An 18,366-nucleotide genomic window follows, 5' to 3' on the forward strand; every position below is an offset into this window, starting at 1 on the left:
AAAACCAACCGCACTTTTTTAGCTCAGCCAAATTATTTCTTCAATATTTCTCTCAACGCTGAACCGATTTCTGCCAAGCTTCTCACGGTTTTCACACCGGCGGCTTCCAGTGCTGCGAATTTTTCATCGGCAGTCCCTTTTCCGCCACTGATAATGGCACCGGCATGCCCCATGCGTTTGCCTTTCGGCGCCGTCACGCCGGCAATGTAGCTCACCACCGGTTTGGTTACATGCTCTTTAATGAACGCTGCCGCTTCTTCCTCCGCGGAACCGCCAATTTCGCCGATCATGACAATCGCTTCCGTTTGTGGATCCTCTTGGAATAGTTTCAAAATATCCACAAAATTGGAACCGGGGATTGGATCGCCGCCGATACCCACACAGGTGGATTGACCAAAACCTTCGTCAGTGGTTTGTTTCACGGCTTCATATGTCAACGTGCCTGAGCGAGAAACAATGCCGATTTTCCCTTTTTTATGAATGTTGCCCGGCATGATGCCGATTTTGCATTCTTCCGGTGTAATCACGCCCGGACAGTTTGGCCCAATCATGCGCACACAGGCTTGGTTCAAGCGTTGTTTCACCACCAGCATATCCAAGGTTGGGATGCCTTCGGTGATACAAATAATCAATTTAATCCCAGCATCAATCGCCTCTAAAATCGCATCTTTACAGCCCGGCGCCGGCACATAAATCACCGTTGCTGTGGCACCGGTTGCCTCAACTGCATCACGTACGGTGTCAAACACAGGCAATCCTAAATGGGTCGTGCCACCTTTATTTGGTGAAACGCCTCCCACCAGTTTAGTGCCATAAGCTAATGCCTGTTCGGAGTGGAATGTACCTTGACCGCCGGTGAAACCTTGGCAAATCACTTTTGTATCTTTATTAATTAAAATTGACATACTATTGCTCCTTATGCGTTAGCCTTTGCCGCTTTCACCGATTCTACCGCCGCATCAGTCAACGTTTTGGCAGCAATAATATTCAAACCGCTCTTCGCTAAAATTTCACGGCCTAACGGGGCATTATTACCTTCTAAACGCACCACCACAGGCACGTTGACACCCACTTCGTTCACTGCCGCTACAATCCCTTCTGCAATCAGATCGCAGCGTACAATACCACCGAAAATATTGACGAGTACCGCTTTGACATTTTTATCAGAAAGGATGATTTTGAAGGCTTCCGCAACACGTTCTTTGGTTGCACCGCCGCCCACATCTAAGAAGTTCGCCGGTTGACCGCCGTGTAACTTCACAATATCCATAGTGCCCATGGCAAGCCCTGCGCCGTTCACCATGCAACCGATATTGCCGTCTAATGCCACGTAGTTAAGTTGAAAACTTTCCGCTAAGGCTTCACGTGGGTCTTCTTGGCTTGGATCTTGCATTGCGGCTAAAGCCGGCTGACGATATAACGCATTGCCATCTACCACGATTTTGGCATCTAAACAAAGGAGATTGCCTTCTTTGGTGACTACCAGCGGGTTCACTTCTAATAAGGACAAATCTCTTTCGACGAACATTTTTGCCATTTGGGTAAAAATATGGGCAAATTGTTTCACTTGGTCGCCTTTTAAACCCAATTTAAACGCCAGCTCACGCCCTTGATATGGCATACCACCGGTAAGCGGATCAATCGCCATTTTGTGTAATAAGTGCGGTGTTTTTGCCGCGACTTCTTCAATATTCATACCACCCTCAGTGGACACCATGAACACCACACGTTGAGAAGCACGATCGAGCACCGCGCCTAGATACAATTCACGTTCAATTTGTGAGCCTTCTTCTACATAAATCGTGTTTACCGGCTGACCATTGGCATCCGTTTGGAAAGTGACCAAACGTTGCCCTAACCATTTATTCGCAAACTCTCTGACTTCCGCTTCGTTACGCACGAGTTTCACACCACCCGCTTTACCACGTCCACCGGCATGCACTTGACATTTCGCCACCCAAGCGTCACCGTCTAACTGTTTAATCGCCTCTGCCGCTTCATCTGCGGTTTTACAGGCAATGCCTTTGCCCACCGGCAATTTGTATTCGGCAAAAACTTGCTTACTTTGATATTCATGTAGATTCATAGAAAATCCTCTGTTAAATGCCCTAATTTTTGTCGTCTGTTGAAACAAAGAACCGCCTGTCTTACGCACACGCGGTTCTTCTTTCTTTAGATTTCTAGCAATAATCTTGTTGGGTCTTCCAACAATTCTTTCACAGTGACCAAGAAACCAACAGACTCACGACCGTCAATTAAACGGTGGTCATAACTTAATGCCAAATACATCATTGGGCGAATCACCACTTGACCATCCACAGCAACCGGACGCTCTTTAATGGCGTGCATACCCAAAATCGCGCTTTGTGGTGGGTTGATAATTGGGGTGGACATCAAAGAACCAAACACACCGCCATTGGTAATCGTAAAGTTACCGCCGGTTAAATCTTCCACGGTTAACTTACCATCACGTCCTTTTTCAGCTAAGGCTTTAATCGATTTTTCAATGTCTGCCATGGAAAGGTTGTCGCAATCACGCAACACCGGGGTGACCAAACCACGTGGCGTGGAAACCGCAATGCTCACGTCAAAATAATTGTGATAAACCACATCGTCACCGTCAATGGAGGCATTCACTTCCGGGTAACGTTTTAAGGCTTCCACCACGGCTTTGATGTAGAAAGACATAAAACCTAAACGTACGCCGTGTTGTTTTTCAAATTTTTCACCGTATTGTTTACGCAAATTCATGATCGGTTGCATATCCACTTCATTGAACGTGGTTAACATCGCCGTATTATTTTTCGCTTCCAACAAACGCTCTGCAATACGTTTACGTAAACGGGTCATCGGAACGCGTTTTTCACTGCGTGCGGAATATGCCATCGTGCTGACTGTTGTTTCTGCCGGTTTAGGCGCAGCTACACGTTTTGTGATAACCGCTTCAACGTCTTCGCGGGTAATACGCCCACCAACACCGGTGCCTTTCACCTCAGAAGCTTGAATATCGTGTTCCGCCAATAAACGACGAACTCCCGGGCTTAACGCATCCGTGGTATGAGGCTCATCCGGCACTTCGGTGCGACGATCCGCCGGTGTCGGTTCTGCCGTTTTTTCCATGGCTGCTGCAGCGGCTGTTGCGGAAGCTTCCAATTTACCCAACAACTGCTTGCTCACGACTGTGGCACCTTCATCCTGTACAATTTCACTGATCACGCCGTCTGCTTGCGCCGGCACTTCAAGCACCACTTTGTCTGTTTCAATTTCCACAATCACTTCATCGCGTTTCACTGCATCGCCTGCTTTTTTATGCCAAGTGGCGACTGTTGCATCAGCAACTGACTCAGGCAAATCCGGGACAAGAATTTCAATAGTCATAATTTCATTCCTTTTTTGTATTCATTTAGCTAAGTATCAATGTTGTTAAGCATAAAGTGCGGTCGTTTTTCAAGGTGTTTTTAAAACAAGCGAAAAATACACCGCACTTTAACGGATTAAAGCGTCAATGCGTCTTCCACCAATTGCTTTTGCTGTTTGGCATGCAATGACAAATAACCTACCGCCGGTGAAGCAGAAGCCGGGCGGCCGGCATAAGACAATTTGGCATTGTCCGGAATCACAGCCTCAAAGTTATGTTTACTGCAATACCAAGCCCCTTGGTTCAGTGGTTCTTCTTGACACCATACAAAATCCGTTACATGTGAATAAGGCGCTAAAGCGGCTTTCACATCGTCATGCGGGAACGGATAAAGTTGCTCAATACGAATGATAGCCACGTTATCCTGTTCATTTTTACGGCGTTGCTCCAATAAATCGTAATATACTTTACCGGCACACATCACCACACGTTTCACATTTTTCGGATCGATATTGTCAATTTCACCAATAACCGTTTGGAATGTGCCGTTAAGCAATTCATCCATACTGGACACCGCTAACGGATGACGTAACAAGGATTTAGGTGAAATTCCAATTAACGGACGGCGCATTTTACGAATCGCTTGGCGACGTAACATGTGATACACCTGCGCCGGCGTTGAAGGCACACAAACTTGCATATTTTGTTCTGCACAAAGCTGCAAATAACGCTCCAAACGGGCAGATGAGTGTTCCGGGCCTTGTCCTTCGTAACCGTGTGGTAGCAACATCACTAAGCCACACATTCTGCCCCATTTTTGTTCGCCGGAGCTGATGAATTGGTCAATCACGATTTGCGCCCCGTTGGCGAAATCACCAAACTGCGCTTCCCAAATGGTTAAAGTTTTCGGATCCGTGGTGGCATAACCATATTCAAAGGCAAGCACCCCTTCTTCGGTTAAAACGGAATCCCATACTTCAAAGCGACCTTGATTGGCGTGTAATTGGGTTAATGGCACATAGCCGGTACCGTCTTTTTGGTTATGTACAACGGCATGACGATGGAAGAACGTACCACGACCGGCATCTTCACCGGATAGACGCACATGAATGCCTTCATCCAACAAGGTGGCATAAGCCATGGTTTCCGCCATCCCCCAGTCTAATAATTTTTCGCCTCGCCCCATTTCTTGGCGATCGGCATAGATTTTTTCAACGCGAGGATGCGGTTGCACATAATCCGGATAATGAGAGACACGTTTTGCTAAGGTTTTAAACCGCTCTTCCGGGAATTTGCTTTCATACGGCGCCGTCCAGTCATAGTTTAGATACTGCAACCAGTCCACTTTTGCCATGTCCATCGCACGCCATTCCGGCACGACACATTCACCATTATCCAAGGCATCACGGTATAAATTGGCAATTTCAGTGGCATCTTCTTCCGTAATGGCGCCTTCTTGCATTAAACGATTAGCATACACTTTCGGTGGGGTCGGGTGTTTTTTGATAATGCCATACATCATCGGCTGAGTCGCCAACGGCTCGTCGGCTTCGTTATGTCCATGGCGGCGATAAGAAATCAAATCAATGAAAATATCCCGTTTAAAGACCGCGCGATATTCCACCGCCATACGTGCAGCAAAAGCAACAGCCTCCGGATCATCGCCGTTCACGTGAATAATCGGCGCCTGAATCATTTTGGCGATGTCGGTACAAAATTCGGTAGAACGGGTGTCCGTCGGGTTGGAGGTGGTAAAACCGATTTGGTTATTGATCACAATACGAATCGTGCCGCCGACTTTATAACCCCGTGCATTGGACATATTCAAGGTTTCTTGCACGATACCTTGACCGGTAACCGCGGAGTCACCATGCACAGTGACCGCCAACACTTTGTTATGTTCGGTGTCTTGTTTACGGGTTTGTCTTGCGCGGACAGAGCCAATCACAACCGGGCTCACAATTTCCAAGTGAGACGGGTTAAAGGCAAGTGTCAGGTGTACTTTTTTATCGTCCACAGCAAAATCAGAGGAGAAACCTTGGTGATATTTCACGTCACCGGTGCGGTTATCTTCAGCGTGTTTACCGGCAAATTCATCAAACAAGTCGCTCGGGCGTTTACCAAACACGTTAACCAACATATTTAGACGGCCACGGTGAGCCATACCCAATACCACATCGTCCATCCCATTACGGCTGGCATGACGGATGATCTCTTTCATCATCGGAATAAAGGCATCGCTTCCTTCCAACGAGAAACGTTTCGCGCCCGGGAATTTTGCGCCTAAGTAACGCTCTAAGCCATCCGCTGCCGTTAATTCTTTCAGTAAATTGATTTTTTCGTCTTTACTGAAAAGTGGTTGTTGAATCCATTTTTCTTGTTTGCTTTGCAACCAATTACGCTGTTCCATATCATGAATATGCATAAACTCCAGCCCGATATTGCCACAATAGGTGGCTTTCAAATCGCGGGCTAAATCACGGAGCTTCATGCTTTCCTTGCCATAAACGGCATAGTCGATATTGAAACTTTCGTCTAAATCAGCGTCGGTTAATCCATGTCGGTGATAGTCTAATTCAGGCACCGAGGAGGTTTTCCAACGGTAATAATTGAGGGGGTCGAGTGTGGCTTCAATGTAACCACGAGAACGGTATGCGTTAATGAATTGTAAAACTTTGACTAATTTGGCGCTCGCTTCCGGATCAATCACGGTCACGTTCTGTCCATGATTTTCTCGCGCTAAACGGCGGAAATAATCGCGCACCGTTGAATGGGGTTGCTCAAGTGCGGTAGATTTTGGCAGCGTTTTAAAAATTTCCTGCCAACTGGCATTCACACTGTTCGGGTCTTCAAGATAACTTTCATAAAGATCCTCAATATAAGACTGATTTGCCCCACCTAGTGCACTGGAGGAGAGCCATTCATGTAAAGAATGCTGCATACATACCACCTTAAGATTTAAATACGCTAACAAACAACGTAACGGTAAATAAAATACAGAAGAATTTTCTGCGCGTTGAATGGTCGCATTATGCCAAAAGCATTTATTTGATACTGTGATCTAGGTTTGAATTTTTACAAAAAATTAACTTTTGTGTAAAAAAAGAGCAGTGAAAATATTTTCATTTTTCACCGCACTTTCTAAAAAAATTAAAGAGGCAATTTACTCGCTCGCTTTGACATAAGGGTTGGTTCGTTTTTCTTCACCAATAGTGGTATACGGCCCATGCCCGGGTACCACAATCATATCATCTCCCAAAGGGTATAATTTATTGCGAATAGATGCCAGAATTGCCTCATAACTGCCTCCGGGGAAATCTGTTCGTCCAATGCCATTTTTGAACAACACATCACCGGTAAAAGCAATACGTTTTTGATGTTCAATAAAACCGATATGCCCTGGCGTATGTCCCGGCAAGTGTAAAACCTCAAACGTGAAATCACCGATATTGAGCTTTTCACCTTCCTGATCTAACCAACGATCCGGTTCAAAAGCAGACACCTCAAACAGCATGCCAAATTTTTCTGACTGTTGTGGCAAGTTTTTAAACCAATAATCATCTTGCGAATTAGAACCCCAAATTTGGACATTAAAATGCTGTTTTAATTTTTCGGCAGCCCCCACATGGTCTAAATGGCCGTGAGTTAATAAAATCACTTGTAAATTCAGCCCAAGTTCTTCAATCCGTTTAATCAGTTTTTCCGCTTCGCCACCCGGATCAATAATTGCCGCTTTTTTTTCATCGTCCCAAATTAAAGAACAATTTTGTTGAAATGCCGTTACGGGGATAATTTCAATGTTCATACGATACTCGCCATATTTTTCGGTAAAAAAACCGCACAAAAGTGCGGTCTAAATTTCAGATGTTTTTTACTAACTACCGCGCCAAGTACGCACCGGGCCGGTATCCATGTGCACAAAATTACTGCGTGGATAAAAGCCAACGCCACCATTTTGTAGCGCATCAACCGCATCACGTACTTTCGCTAACGGAACACCATCAATGCGAAAATCAATGGCTTGTCCACGAATATGATAGCTATTACTTGCTACTCCTCGGCTACGACGATGCATTGCCGCATTGCTGGCAGCAGAACGATAGCCACAAATAATTTGAATTTCCGTGTTGCGTAAACCGAGATTTTGTTGCACCTGATAGAATTTGGTAAAAAGATTTGGGTCCATTCGATGAACCTGATTGGTACGTTTATCACGTAGAAGGTGGTCTAATAATCGCAAAGTGGCATTACTGAAACCACGTCCAAGCGCAAATTCTGCGCTTAGTTTCTCACCGGTATTAATGTTACGAAAACTTAGTAGGCGTGGTTTTGGCGTTGATACAGCCGCTAAAACCGTATTCGGTAAAAGCGAAGCACCTAATACGATTCCCCCTAGCGATAACCATTTACGTCGACCATGGTTAATATGACTCATTATGTATTTCCTAAATATGATAATAATCTGTTTACTTAATTAAGGTTACCAAGATAAATTCCACAGATTAACGTTGAATATAGTGTTTTAAAATATCCCAATTAATATAACTTAAATCAGGGGCTTTGTCATAACCGTAAATATCCGGCAATGTGTGAACTTGATCTTTATCCACCCATGCAGTGACATAATACAAAAAGACCGGATTATCGGATTTAATACCCGCTGAAGTTGTTTTTTTACTTTTCAGCACATTTTGTTTTCTTTCATCCGTCCAACCCGCTTCTTTCAATAGAATAGTGGCCAACTGATCTGATTTTTCCACACGGACACAACCGGAACTTAAGGCACGATTTTTATTGCCGAATAAATTACGTTTCGGTGTATCGTGCAAATAAATAGCCTCAGAACTCGGCATATTAAATTTATAATTCCCTAATGCACTGTTATCACTTGGGGCTTGGCGCAAGCGATATGGGAATCTTTTCGCCGACATATTTTCCCAATCGATAGTATAAGGATCGATGGTATTGCCACTGCCATCAATAATCGTATAACCATGGCGATAAATATAACTCGGATCTTTACGTACTTTTGGAATAATGTCTTCGTTAATCAAACGGGTTGGCGCATTCCAAGGCGGGTTCACTACCACATTACTCAAACGGCTGGACATCACCGGCGTTTTACGGCTTGATTGTCCAACAATCACACGAGAACTTAAAACCACTTGTCCATCGCGATAATAATTGAGTTCGTAACTTGGAATATTCACGAAAATACCATCTTGGAATACCGGTAAAATGCGTAAACGTTGAGCATTAATCGCTAAACGATGCAATTCAACCATATTATGCTTATCAACACCCGCTTCAATCACATGAGCAACGCGCGCCGATGTTTGCTTAAAGAGCGCATTTTCGCCGGAAAGATTTTTCACAAAAGTGAAATTATCATTATTTTTGACCGCACTTAACCATGCAGATACTTGCTCATCACCTAACTGACCGGCTTTATAGCTATTGCCTGCATATAACCATTTTTGTGCAAATTTCGCTATATTGGTGGCATAAAACAAATAATCCAAAAATGCATCGGTTAACAGAACATCTTCAATTAACTCGCCTTTTCCGGCGGCTTCATGGATCGCATTTAAAGCATTTGCTGAGCGTTTTGAAATTCCCCCGGCAATCACTAAGGCATAATCATGCAAAAATTGTTGCTTGGCCTGATTATCTGTCCAAATTGGAGAAAAATGATTCTCGACATAAATCTTGGCAATTAAAGGTTTAAATTGAAGAGAAACCTCTCCCAAACGTTCAGAAAAGCGTTTTTCAGCCTCAAGCGCCAGACGTTCTTCTTCAGCCTTTTTCTCTGCTGCTAAACGCGCTTCCTCGACCTTATTTTCTAGCTCCAACTGCTGTGTGGCGAGAGTCAAATCACTTTGCTGTAATTCTTCTGCAGCGGCATTCCCCACATAAAGCACGCTTATCATCGCGAGAGTAACTAATTTAAACGTTCGAGTATTCATCAACTTACCTTAATTTTTATAAACTTTCTTAAAAACGACCGCACTTAGAAAAGTGCGATCCAAAAACAACAGATTTATTGATTTGCAGACTTATCAGCCTGTTTTATTTCAGCCTTTTTCTGCTCAAATTTAACCATATCTGCCGCAATTGCAGCTGCCTCTTTCAAGAAGAAATCCGGCGCTTCATAATCTTTCGGCAAATCATCAATATCTTTCAATGGCTTTTTACCTTCACGTTTGAAACGCTCATTAATGTCTTTCAAGCGTTTCTCGTCATCTTTATCATTTTCCGCTTTGCGTTTTTGATAATTTAACGACAAGAACTTACGCTCACGACGTTCATTACGCACTTTTAAATCTTCGTTAAGTGCAATAAATTCCGGATTTTTCGCCATGCGGTCATTATGTTTTTGCACCAATTCGGAGACCGGTTCGCGTGCTTCGCTCACCTCAGAATAATTCACTGACGGAATTTTATCCCATGGCAATGCATTATCTTCTTTTTCTTCTCCGTATTCTTTACTATCAATGACATCTGGGAATTGAATATCCGGCGCAACACCTTTCAACTGTGTGCTACCGCCATTGATACGATAGAATTTTTGAATCGTATATTGCAATAAACCCAGAGGCGTTTGATCCAAATCGTAAACAAAATTCAAAGAGCGGCTTTGTTGGACGGTGCCTTTTCCATAAGAATTTTGCCCGATAACAACACCGCGGTTATAGTCTTGGATTGCTGCTGCAAAAATTTCAGAGGCTGATGCACTAAAACGATTGATCATAACCAATAATGGACCGGTATATTGCTGCGCATTATCCGGATCCTCATGAACACGAATACGTTGATAAGCATCGCGCACCTGAACAACCGGGCCATCGCTAATAAATAAACCGGTCAAACCAACAGCTTCTGTTAAAGCACCACCGCCATTTTCACGAAGATCAACGATTAATGCAGACGCTTTTTTCGCTTTTATGTCGTTAAGCAATTTTTTGACATCTTCTGTTAATCCCAAGTAAAAACTAGGAATCTTAATCACCGCAACATCAACGCCATCCATTTTCTCAATCGTTAATTTTGCTGCTTGGTCTTCAATACGAATTTTGTCACGTACCAAGGTAACAATACGGGACTTGCCACCTTTAGCCGATTCCACTTCCAAACGAACTTTAGACCCTTTTTTCCCTTTGATCTTGTCAACAATGTCCTCTAAACGCCAACCGACTACATCTTCAATTTCGCCTTTTTCTTGGCCCACACCAATAATTTTATCGCCAGCTTTAAGTTTTTTGCTGCGTTCTGCCGGCGCGCCAGGCACTAACGATTTAATACTGGTTTCATCATCTTCAGACTGTAAAGTAGCGCCAATACCCTCCAAAGAAAGATTCATACTTTCATTGAAGCTTTTTGCCGTACGAGGCGCTAAATAACTGGTATGTGGGTCGATTTCACGGGCAAATGCGTTTAAGTAGGTTTGTACCACATCATCCGCTTTGGTTTGAGTCAATCGACGAATGGCCAAGTTATAGCGTTTAACTAATTTCTCTTTAATTTCAGGCCATTTTTTGTCTTTTAATTTCAAATTGATGATGTCATTTTTGACACGGGCTTCCCATAATTTATCGGCTTCCGCTTCCGTTTTAGGCCATGCGGCTTTTTCACGATCAATTTCAATTTGCGTATCGTCATTTAAAGCGGGTTCTTTATCTAACAAAGACAATGCGTAACGATAACGCTCATAACGACGTTTCATCATTAAATCATAGATATTAAACGCAATATCCAAGTTGCCTGCATTCAATTCATCATCAATTTTTTTGCCATATTTTGCGCGTAAATCATCAATATCCGACTGTAAAAAAGTATTACGGTTAAAGTCTAACCCTTTGAGATAACGGTCAAAAATCTTCTCAGAGAATTCGTCATCTAATTGAAATTTACGATAATGAGACTGCGTCAAACGTGTTGTCGCCCGCTTCGTGGCAAACATATTCGCTTCAGAAGGTTGCAGTGCAACAATATCTGAAGGTTTTAACTTAGGTTGCACCGCGTCAACAGCACCTGCATTAAGAAACAACGATCCTAATACAAGTGCGGTCAAATAATTTTTCGTTTTACTCAATTTCATTCAAACTTTCCTAATATATACGGCAAAAACAAAATGAAGTTATCTGCACAGATAACTTCATTAAAAGTTGGTTTAAGCAAACAAACGGTCTGCTGTAACGTTTACGACCAAACCGTTATCTAATTCTACGCGGGCGGCCTCGTTGGAGAACTCCAACACTTTTGCATTTTGCGCTCTGTCGCCCACTTTGACCTTCACCTGCTGACCTTCTTGTAACTCTGCCATGTTTACGCTGGTCAGTACTAATTTAGGTTTACGTACCGTTTTTTCACCCTGTTTTGGAGTACGACGCGCAGGGCGTTTTTTCTCAGTTGCTGCCTTGGCTGCTTTTTCCGCTGCGCGTTTTTGTGCAACCAATGCTTTAGCTTCAGCTAATTGTTGAGCAGCATGATCCGCATGTTCCTGTTCTAATTCACCAACCGGATTGCCTTGTAAATCCACACGCATGGCACCCACTTTACAACCATGTAAATAGCGCCAGTTAGACGTATATTGACGCAAAGCATGACGTAATTGTGTTTTACTTACGCGTTCATCATCTTTTAATGCTTCACTTAAATCTTGGAACAAACCGATTTTTAACGGTTTTGCTTCTCCCTCAAGAGAAAAACAGAGCGGAAATTTTTCCGCCAAATAAGCAATTATTTCTTTATTATTAGTTAATTTTTGTACTTCTGTCATGACGAAATCCTGTAGACATCCTATGTAGATTTTGAATAGAAAAAACTTGCCACATTTTAGCCACTTTGGCTAAAAATGACAATGAATAATCAGATTTAGCGTGGAGAAATCATAAACGCCGGTAAAAACGACCGCACTTTTTTATGCCATATTCAGCAAATCCGTGCCAAAAGAAAAGAACCAGTATAAAATATGCGTTTCTTTAATGAGGAATAACGATTCATGACAGGCAAGTTACAAACCGATTTGACCAAGGCAAATTACTCCCGCATTGCCCGCTGCGGCGATTGTAATGCCGTGATCAAAATTCTGCCCTTACAAAAAGGCCAACGTGCTGTCTGTCCGCGCTGTCACAATGTGTTGTACTCAACCAACCGTTGGAATCTCAAACGCTGTTCCATTATTGCCCTTTCAATTTTGATACTCATGCCCTTTGCGCTCACCTACCCGCTGTTGAGCATTCACCTGCTCGGTGAAAAAATTAATGCCTCGGTATGGCAAGGGGTATGGAAAATGGCAACACAAGGCTTTTCTTATACGGCGTTTTTAATTTTTATTTGTGCTGTTTTTATGCCCATTGCCTTTGCGATTTTAGTCATTTTGTTACGCTTAGCGCAAATGGTTAAAGCCAAACCACGCAATCTTTTAATTTCCCTTGGTTACATAAAACCTTGGGTTATGTTTGATGTGTATTTAGTGGCGCTGGGCGTCACGATGTTTAAAGTAAAAGAATACGCCACGTTAGAATTGGATATTTACTTAATTGCCTTTATTTTTACCGCACTTTTAACCACATTATTATTTATCAAAATTAATCCGGCAGAAGTGTGGAATGATTTTTATCCACAAAGTAAGGCGGTCAACGACATCACCAAAGCAGAGGATTTGCGCTACTGTCATTCTTGCCAATACAGTTTCCTCAATCCCTTGACGGATAGCAAAGGCAAAGACATTTGTCCGCGTTGTTATTCGCAAATTGATATTCCTTCTGCCATAAAATTACAACGGACTTGGGCGTTATTGTTAGCCGGTATTATCATGCTCTTTCCGGCGAACCTGCTGCCCATCTCGGTAATCTATGTCAATGGCGCACCAAGTGCCGATACGCTAATGTCCGGCGTGCTAAGTTTTATTGACATGGGAAGCTATTTCATTGCCTTTGTCGTTTTCACCGCCAGTATTTTCGTGCCCATCAGTAAGGTATTGATTATTTTATATTTACTGATTTGTGTACATTTTAAGCTGAAACATTCCATCCGCTGGCAAATGCGTTTATTGCATGTGGTCCATTTTGTCGGTCGCTGGTCGATGTTGGATTTATTCGTTTTAGCACTCATGATGTCCTTAGTCACCAGAGGACAAATTATTGATTTTTCTGTAGGCACTGCTGCGCTGTATTTTGGAGCTGCAGTTTTCTTAACAATGATTGCGGCGGAACAATTTGATAGCCGCTTAATTTGGGAAATTTATGACAGACAACACAAAACACACAACACACACTGAAGTCGATGCCAACGTCACTCAAAATAGACGTATTTCACCTTTTTGGCTTCTTCCTTTCATTGCGCTTTGTATCGGTGCTATTTTGTTCTTTCAAATAATTCAAGAACAAGGTGTCAGCGTTCGTATTACTTTCGCAAACGGTGAAGGTTTGGTCGCAGATAAAACCCAAATTCGCTATCAGGGGCTACAAATCGGTGTTGTGAAGAAAGTTAACTTCACCGACGACCTGCAAAAAGTTGATGTGGTAGCCAATATTTATCCGGAGGCCAAAAGTGTACTGCGTGAAAACACTAAATTTTGGTTGGTCAAACCAAGTGCCTCTTTAGCCGGGATTTCAGGGCTAGATGCCTTGGTGTCAGGTAACTACATCACGTTACAACCGGGCGATGGCGATGCTAAACACGAATTTATTGCAGAAACAGAAGGCCCTATTGCGCAATTAAACCCCGGCGATTTATTAATCCATTTAATTGCAGATGATCTTGGTTCTATCTCCATTGGCGCCTCCATTTATTACAAAAAAATGCCCGTGGGGAAAGTCTATGACTACCATTTCACCGAAGACGGCAAAAAAGTAGAAATTGATATTGTCATCGATAAACCTTATGCAAAATTTGTGAAAAAAGACAGCCACTTTTGGAACATCAGCGGCATCAATGCCAATATCGGTGTATCAGGTTTAAATGTGAACGTAGATAGTCTGAATGCTGTTGTGCAAGGTGCCGCTGCTTTTGACTCACCACACGACAGCCCGATTGCGGGAATGAACGAAACCTATACGCTTTATTCCAACTTACAAGCGGCAAAACGTGGCATTAATATCAGCGTGAATATTCCGAGTGTCGCCGGCTTAGAGGCAGGCAAAACGCAAGTGTATTACCAAAATACCGAGATTGGGGTGCTATCCAAATTAAGTGCGGTGGAAAATAACGATGAAATGTTAAGTGGCACCTTGCTCATTGATCCCAACCTAACCAATTTATTTAAAACGAATACTCACATTGTATTGCGTGCGAAAAAAAGTGGCTTAGGCGATTTAACCGATATTCAGAAACTTTTACGCGGTCAATATTTTGAGATTCTGCCGGGCAATGGCGATACTCAAACTACCTTTAACGTAATTAAAGAAAGCGAGTTATTGCTCAAACAACCGAATACCTTAGTGCTCAATTTAACGGCACCGGAAACTTACGGCATTAGCGAAGGACAACCGCTGATCTATAACAATATTCAAATTGGTGAAGTGGTCGCGCAACATGTTGCTTCCGATGGGGTACAATTTAAAGTTGCCGTTGCCGCCGATTATCGCCATTTGATCCACAGTGATACGTTATTTGTTGCAGCATCCAATTTTGATGTGAGTATTGGCGTTGATGGCTTACGCTTTGAAGCTGCCACGCCAGAACGATGGTTACAAGGCGGCATTCGAGTCATTGCAGGCAAAGAGCAAAGTAAAGCAAAAGAAAATTATGTACTTTATCGCGATTTAGCCAGTGCAGAAGCCGGCATTGCCGATAATCGCCCAAACCCGACAATCACCCTGACGACGTCCAATTTGCCAAGTATTAACAAAGGCTCATTGGTACTTTATCGCCAATATGAAGTGGGCAAAATTTTAGATATCCGGCCACAACAGCAAAACTTTGCGGTTGATGTATTTATTTATCCGAAATACCAACACTTATTAACCGATAAAAGCCTGTTCTGGGTGGAAAGTGCGGCGCAAATTGACATTACGCCGAAAGGTATCAGCATTCAAGCAACGCCGATTAGCCGTTCACTAAAAGGCGCAATCAGTTTTGATAACAGTGGTAGCAAACATAATCGCACCCTTTATCCGAATGAACTTCGGGCAAAATCTGCCGGACAACAAATTATCCTCACGGCAGAAGATGCGACGAGTTTAAGTAAAGGCATGGCACTACGTTATTTGGGCTTAACGATCGGCGAAATTGACAGCGTTCAATTAGATCAAAAAAATAATAAAATCATCAGCAAAGCGTTGATTCATCCGAACTATATGGCATTAATTGCCAAAGAAGGCTCCCGTTTCAAAGTGATTTCACCGCAAATTTCCGCGGGTGGCATTGAAAATATCGACAGCCTATTGCAACCGTATATTGATGTGGAGATTGGTTCCGGCAAAACGAAAAACCAATTTGCCTTGACCCAATCCATCAACAATAACATCAAATATACCAACGGCTTGCCACTTGTCTTGGAAACGACTGATGCGTTAAACATTACTACCGGTTCGCCGATCATGTATCGTGGTGTAGAAGTAGGTACAATTAAAAATTTAGAGCTAAACTCCCTCGGCGATCGCGTATTAATTTATATTGTCATTGCGTCAAAATACCAACATTTAGTCCGCAAAAACTCTGAATTCTGGATTGCTTCAGGCTACGATTTCAACCTGAGCTTGTCTGGGGCACAATTTAACACCGGCAGCGTACAGCAATTGCTCAAAGGCGGAATTTCTTTCTCTACGCCATCCGGCACAGTCGTTCAGGAACCGGCGAAGGCGAATCAACGTTTCTTATTGCAAATAAAACGTCCGCAAGATAGCCAGAAATGGAATCAGGGTGCGTTGCCACCAGGCCATTAAAGTGCGGTCATTTTTCCAAGTGTTTTTTATTTTAAATGTTGAATAAAAATATTTAATATTTTAAGAATTTCTTAAGAAACATCACTTATAATGCGCCACATCCGACACAAACAGCGATGTGGCGTGACTATTCCATCTGATATTATTTAGGAATCTTTATGAAAAAAATCGTAACCTTAGCAGCATTATTAGCCATGTCTTCCACCGCATTTGCCGGTTTTCAAGACACTAACGCAAGTAACAATCTAACCACCGTACAAGCGGCACAAAAAATGGCTGATCACGCACCAGTCACTTTAGAAGGCAACTTTGTTCGTCAAATCGATGACGATGAATTTATTTTCCGTGATAGTACCGGTGAAATCAAAGTAGATGTTGATGATCACGCGTGGAAAGGTGTCAATGTCACGCCAAACGATCGCGTTCGCATTCAAGGTTCCGTTGATAAAGATTTTGGTGAACCAACAAGCATTGAAGTACATCAAATTCAAAAAATTCAATAATTTACTCAAACACCGCAGTAAATGCGGTGTTTTTTTATGTTCTAAAAACACAAAAAACAGACCGCACTTTGATAAAAAAACAAAGTGCGGTCTGTTTTTGAAATGAATTTATTTCTTCGTTGCTAATTCAAGTAACTTCACGATCACGTTCACCGCATCTTTCATTCCCTCAAGCGTAATTAACTCATGCTTACTATGGAAGTTATAACCGCCGGTAAAAATATTCGGACAAGCCAAACCCTTTTCCGCCAACCACGCGCCGTCTGTACCACCACGAATCAATTTATGATTAGGGGTAATATTGCATTGTTTCATGGCTAAATCGGCTAGCGCAATGGCTTGCGGAACCTGTTTAACCAGCTCATACATATTTTTATAGTTTTCGGTTAAAGCCAATTCAACCGGTTTTAACAAACGTTTTTGCCGGTTAAATTTTTCCACTAAATCACGGATAAATTGTTTACGTTTTTCAAAATGAGCGCTGTCAAAATCACGGATTAAATACTGTAATTCCACTTTTTCAATCGTGCCGTCAAAGTGATGCAAATGGAAAAAACCTTCTCGCGCGTCCGTTTGTTCCGGCACTTCCGCCGCAGGGAACGCATTTTGAAATTCGCAGGCCAAAGCAAGCGCATTAATCATTTTGTGCTTTGCATAACCGGGATGAATGTTGCACCCATGGAAAGTGATTTTTGCGGAGGCCGCATTGAAATTTTCATATTCCAATTCACCGACTGCGCCACCATCTATCGTATACGCCCAATCACAAGAAAAACGCTCAAACGGGAAAAATTGCATTCCCAAACCAATTTCTTCATCCGGGGTAAACGCCACCCGAATATTGCAGTGAGGTAAATTCTCGGTTTTCAAGCGATAAAGTGCGGTCATAATTTCCGCTATTCCGGCTTTGTTATCCGCGCCCAACAACGTTTTGCCGTCTGTGACGATTAACGTTTTTCCGATCAGTTGGTGCAAGAAAGGATAATATACCGGGCTGATAAACTCTTCGCCGATCCCCAAAGCAATATCGCCACCACGATAGTTATCAATCACTTCAGGTTGTACATGTTTGCCGCTGCAATCTGGCGAGGTGTCGAGATGGGCAATTAAACCAATTGTCGGCGCGTGAGGATCGACATTGGAAGGTAAAAATGCGGTTAATACAGCGTGTTTATTGAGCTCGATTTCTTGCAACCCGAGTGCCACCAATTCTTGCTGTAACAGTTTGGCTAAGGCTAATTGACCTGCCGAACTAGGAGAAATTTTAGCACCGGGTTTGGCTTGCGTATCATAACTCACATAATTAAAAAAACGCTCCAATACCGGTTCTCGAGATAATAAATCTTGCATTCTTTTTCTCCCTTATTTTTATCTAATTTAACTTTCCGAAAAAACAATAAAAAACTGCGCTAAGTCTAGCGATAAATAGGGCCAAAATCCTTGATATATCACAACTATTTTAGTTTTTATGAAAAAACCTGATTAATTCCTTTTCATTATCTCCCGTTCACTATATCATTAGCGCTTATTTTACAGTCGCCGCCTACATTTTTGTGGGCATTTGTTTCTAATTTTTACCGAAAAATTTCGGTACATTAGGGAGAAAACCAAAGAA

The 18,366-nt window shown here is 42.7% G+C and carries 13 protein-coding genes; 3 read left to right on the plus strand and 10 right to left on the minus strand.

The annotated features are described in order from the left end of the window. Nucleotides 1-32: 32 nt before the first annotated feature. The 9 genes from sucD to proQ form a co-directional block, all read right to left on the minus strand. Nucleotides 33-905, minus strand: a complete 873-nt coding sequence (gene sucD, locus LQ983_RS01985; RefSeq protein ID WP_230621451.1) for a succinate--CoA ligase subunit alpha — start codon at nucleotides 903-905, stop codon at nucleotides 33-35. An 11-nt stretch (nucleotides 906-916) separates the two neighbouring features. Then, on the minus strand, nucleotides 917-2,086 hold the full coding sequence (sucC, locus tag LQ983_RS01990; RefSeq protein ID WP_230621452.1) for an ADP-forming succinate--CoA ligase subunit beta: 1,170 nt from the start codon (nucleotides 2,084-2,086) through the stop codon (nucleotides 917-919). An 86-nt stretch (nucleotides 2,087-2,172) separates the two neighbouring features. Next, nucleotides 2,173-3,378: a 2-oxoglutarate dehydrogenase complex dihydrolipoyllysine-residue succinyltransferase gene (odhB, locus tag LQ983_RS01995; RefSeq protein WP_230621453.1), complete on the minus strand. Its 1,206-nt coding sequence runs from the start codon at nucleotides 3,376-3,378 to the stop codon at nucleotides 2,173-2,175. 116 nt (nucleotides 3,379-3,494) lie between these two features. Then, a complete protein-coding gene (gene sucA / locus LQ983_RS02000) occupies nucleotides 3,495-6,299 on the minus strand; it encodes a 2-oxoglutarate dehydrogenase E1 component (protein ID WP_230621454.1) in 2,805 nt (934 codons plus the stop codon). Nucleotides 6,300-6,521: 222 nt separating this feature from the next. After that, nucleotides 6,522-7,163 (minus strand): MBL fold metallo-hydrolase, encoded by a 642-nt coding sequence (locus LQ983_RS02005; RefSeq protein ID WP_230621455.1) that lies wholly within the window; start codon nucleotides 7,161-7,163, stop codon nucleotides 6,522-6,524. 69 nt (nucleotides 7,164-7,232) lie between these two features. Beyond that, entirely contained in the window at nucleotides 7,233-7,793 is a 561-nt protein-coding gene (locus tag LQ983_RS02010; RefSeq protein ID WP_230621456.1) for a YcbK family protein, read from the minus strand. Between the two features lie 67 nt (nucleotides 7,794-7,860). Further along, nucleotides 7,861-9,324, minus strand: coding sequence for a L,D-transpeptidase family protein (locus LQ983_RS02015; protein WP_230621457.1), 1,464 nt, complete (start codon nucleotides 9,322-9,324; stop codon nucleotides 7,861-7,863). A gap of 74 nt (nucleotides 9,325-9,398) precedes the next feature. Beyond that, on the minus strand, nucleotides 9,399-11,456 hold the full coding sequence (prc, locus tag LQ983_RS02020; protein ID WP_230621458.1) for a carboxy terminal-processing peptidase: 2,058 nt from the start codon (nucleotides 11,454-11,456) through the stop codon (nucleotides 9,399-9,401). A gap of 72 nt (nucleotides 11,457-11,528) precedes the next feature. Continuing rightward, a complete protein-coding gene (proQ, locus tag LQ983_RS02025; RefSeq protein WP_230621459.1) occupies nucleotides 11,529-12,137 on the minus strand; it encodes an RNA chaperone ProQ in 609 nt (202 codons plus the stop codon). 222 nt (nucleotides 12,138-12,359) lie between these two features. Between proQ and LQ983_RS02030 the strand changes: the two genes are divergently transcribed. The 3 genes from LQ983_RS02030 (at nucleotide 12,360) to LQ983_RS02040 (ending at nucleotide 16,751) form a co-directional block, all read left to right on the plus strand. Next, entirely contained in the window at nucleotides 12,360-13,640 is a 1,281-nt protein-coding gene (locus LQ983_RS02030; RefSeq protein WP_230621460.1) for a paraquat-inducible protein A, read from the plus strand. Further along, nucleotides 13,606-16,248, plus strand: a complete 2,643-nt coding sequence (locus tag LQ983_RS02035; protein ID WP_230621461.1) for a PqiB family protein — start codon at nucleotides 13,606-13,608, stop codon at nucleotides 16,246-16,248. The genes LQ983_RS02030 and LQ983_RS02035 overlap by 35 nt, the downstream gene beginning before the upstream one ends. A 158-nt stretch (nucleotides 16,249-16,406) precedes the next feature. Then, a complete protein-coding gene (locus LQ983_RS02040) occupies nucleotides 16,407-16,751 on the plus strand; it encodes a YgiW/YdeI family stress tolerance OB fold protein (RefSeq protein ID WP_109432879.1) in 345 nt (114 codons plus the stop codon). A gap of 108 nt (nucleotides 16,752-16,859) precedes the next feature. Here the strand turns inward: LQ983_RS02040 and pepT are convergent, their stop codons facing one another. Next, nucleotides 16,860-18,101, minus strand: a complete 1,242-nt coding sequence (pepT, locus tag LQ983_RS02045) for a peptidase T (RefSeq protein WP_230621462.1) — start codon at nucleotides 18,099-18,101, stop codon at nucleotides 16,860-16,862. Nucleotides 18,102-18,366 lie beyond the last annotated feature (265 nt).

The organism is Aggregatibacter sp. Marseille-P9115 (genome assembly GCF_920939465.1).
Classification (GTDB): Bacteria; Pseudomonadota; Gammaproteobacteria; order Enterobacterales; family Pasteurellaceae; genus Aggregatibacter; species Aggregatibacter segnis_B.

Bases quoted from the DNA above. Each gene is read 5' to 3' on its own strand.
- LQ983_RS02005 (WP_230621455.1), bottom strand. From the start codon at position 7,163: ATGAACATTGAAATTATCCCCGTAACGGCATTTCAACAAAATTGTTCT.
- sucA (WP_230621454.1), bottom strand. From the start codon at position 6,299: ATGCAGCATTCTTTACATGAATGGCTCTCCTCCAGTGCACTAGGTGGG.
- pepT (WP_230621462.1), bottom strand. From the start codon at position 18,101: ATGCAAGATTTATTATCTCGAGAACCGGTATTGGAGCGTTTTTTTAAT.
- LQ983_RS02030 (WP_230621460.1), top strand. From the start codon at position 12,360: ATGACAGGCAAGTTACAAACCGATTTGACCAAGGCAAATTACTCCCGC.
- sucC (WP_230621452.1), bottom strand. From the start codon at position 2,086: ATGAATCTACATGAATATCAAAGTAAGCAAGTTTTTGCCGAATACAAA.
- LQ983_RS02040 (WP_109432879.1), top strand. From the start codon at position 16,407: ATGAAAAAAATCGTAACCTTAGCAGCATTATTAGCCATGTCTTCCACC.
- odhB (WP_230621453.1), bottom strand. From the start codon at position 3,378: ATGACTATTGAAATTCTTGTCCCGGATTTGCCTGAGTCAGTTGCTGAT.
- LQ983_RS02010 (WP_230621456.1), bottom strand. From the start codon at position 7,793: ATGAGTCATATTAACCATGGTCGACGTAAATGGTTATCGCTAGGGGGA.
- LQ983_RS02035 (WP_230621461.1), top strand. From the start codon at position 13,606: ATGACAGACAACACAAAACACACAACACACACTGAAGTCGATGCCAAC.
- sucD (WP_230621451.1), bottom strand. From the start codon at position 905: ATGTCAATTTTAATTAATAAAGATACAAAAGTGATTTGCCAAGGTTTC.
- LQ983_RS02015 (WP_230621457.1), bottom strand. From the start codon at position 9,324: ATGAATACTCGAACGTTTAAATTAGTTACTCTCGCGATGATAAGCGTG.
- proQ (WP_230621459.1), bottom strand. From the start codon at position 12,137: ATGACAGAAGTACAAAAATTAACTAATAATAAAGAAATAATTGCTTAT.
- prc (WP_230621458.1), bottom strand. From the start codon at position 11,456: ATGAAATTGAGTAAAACGAAAAATTATTTGACCGCACTTGTATTAGGA.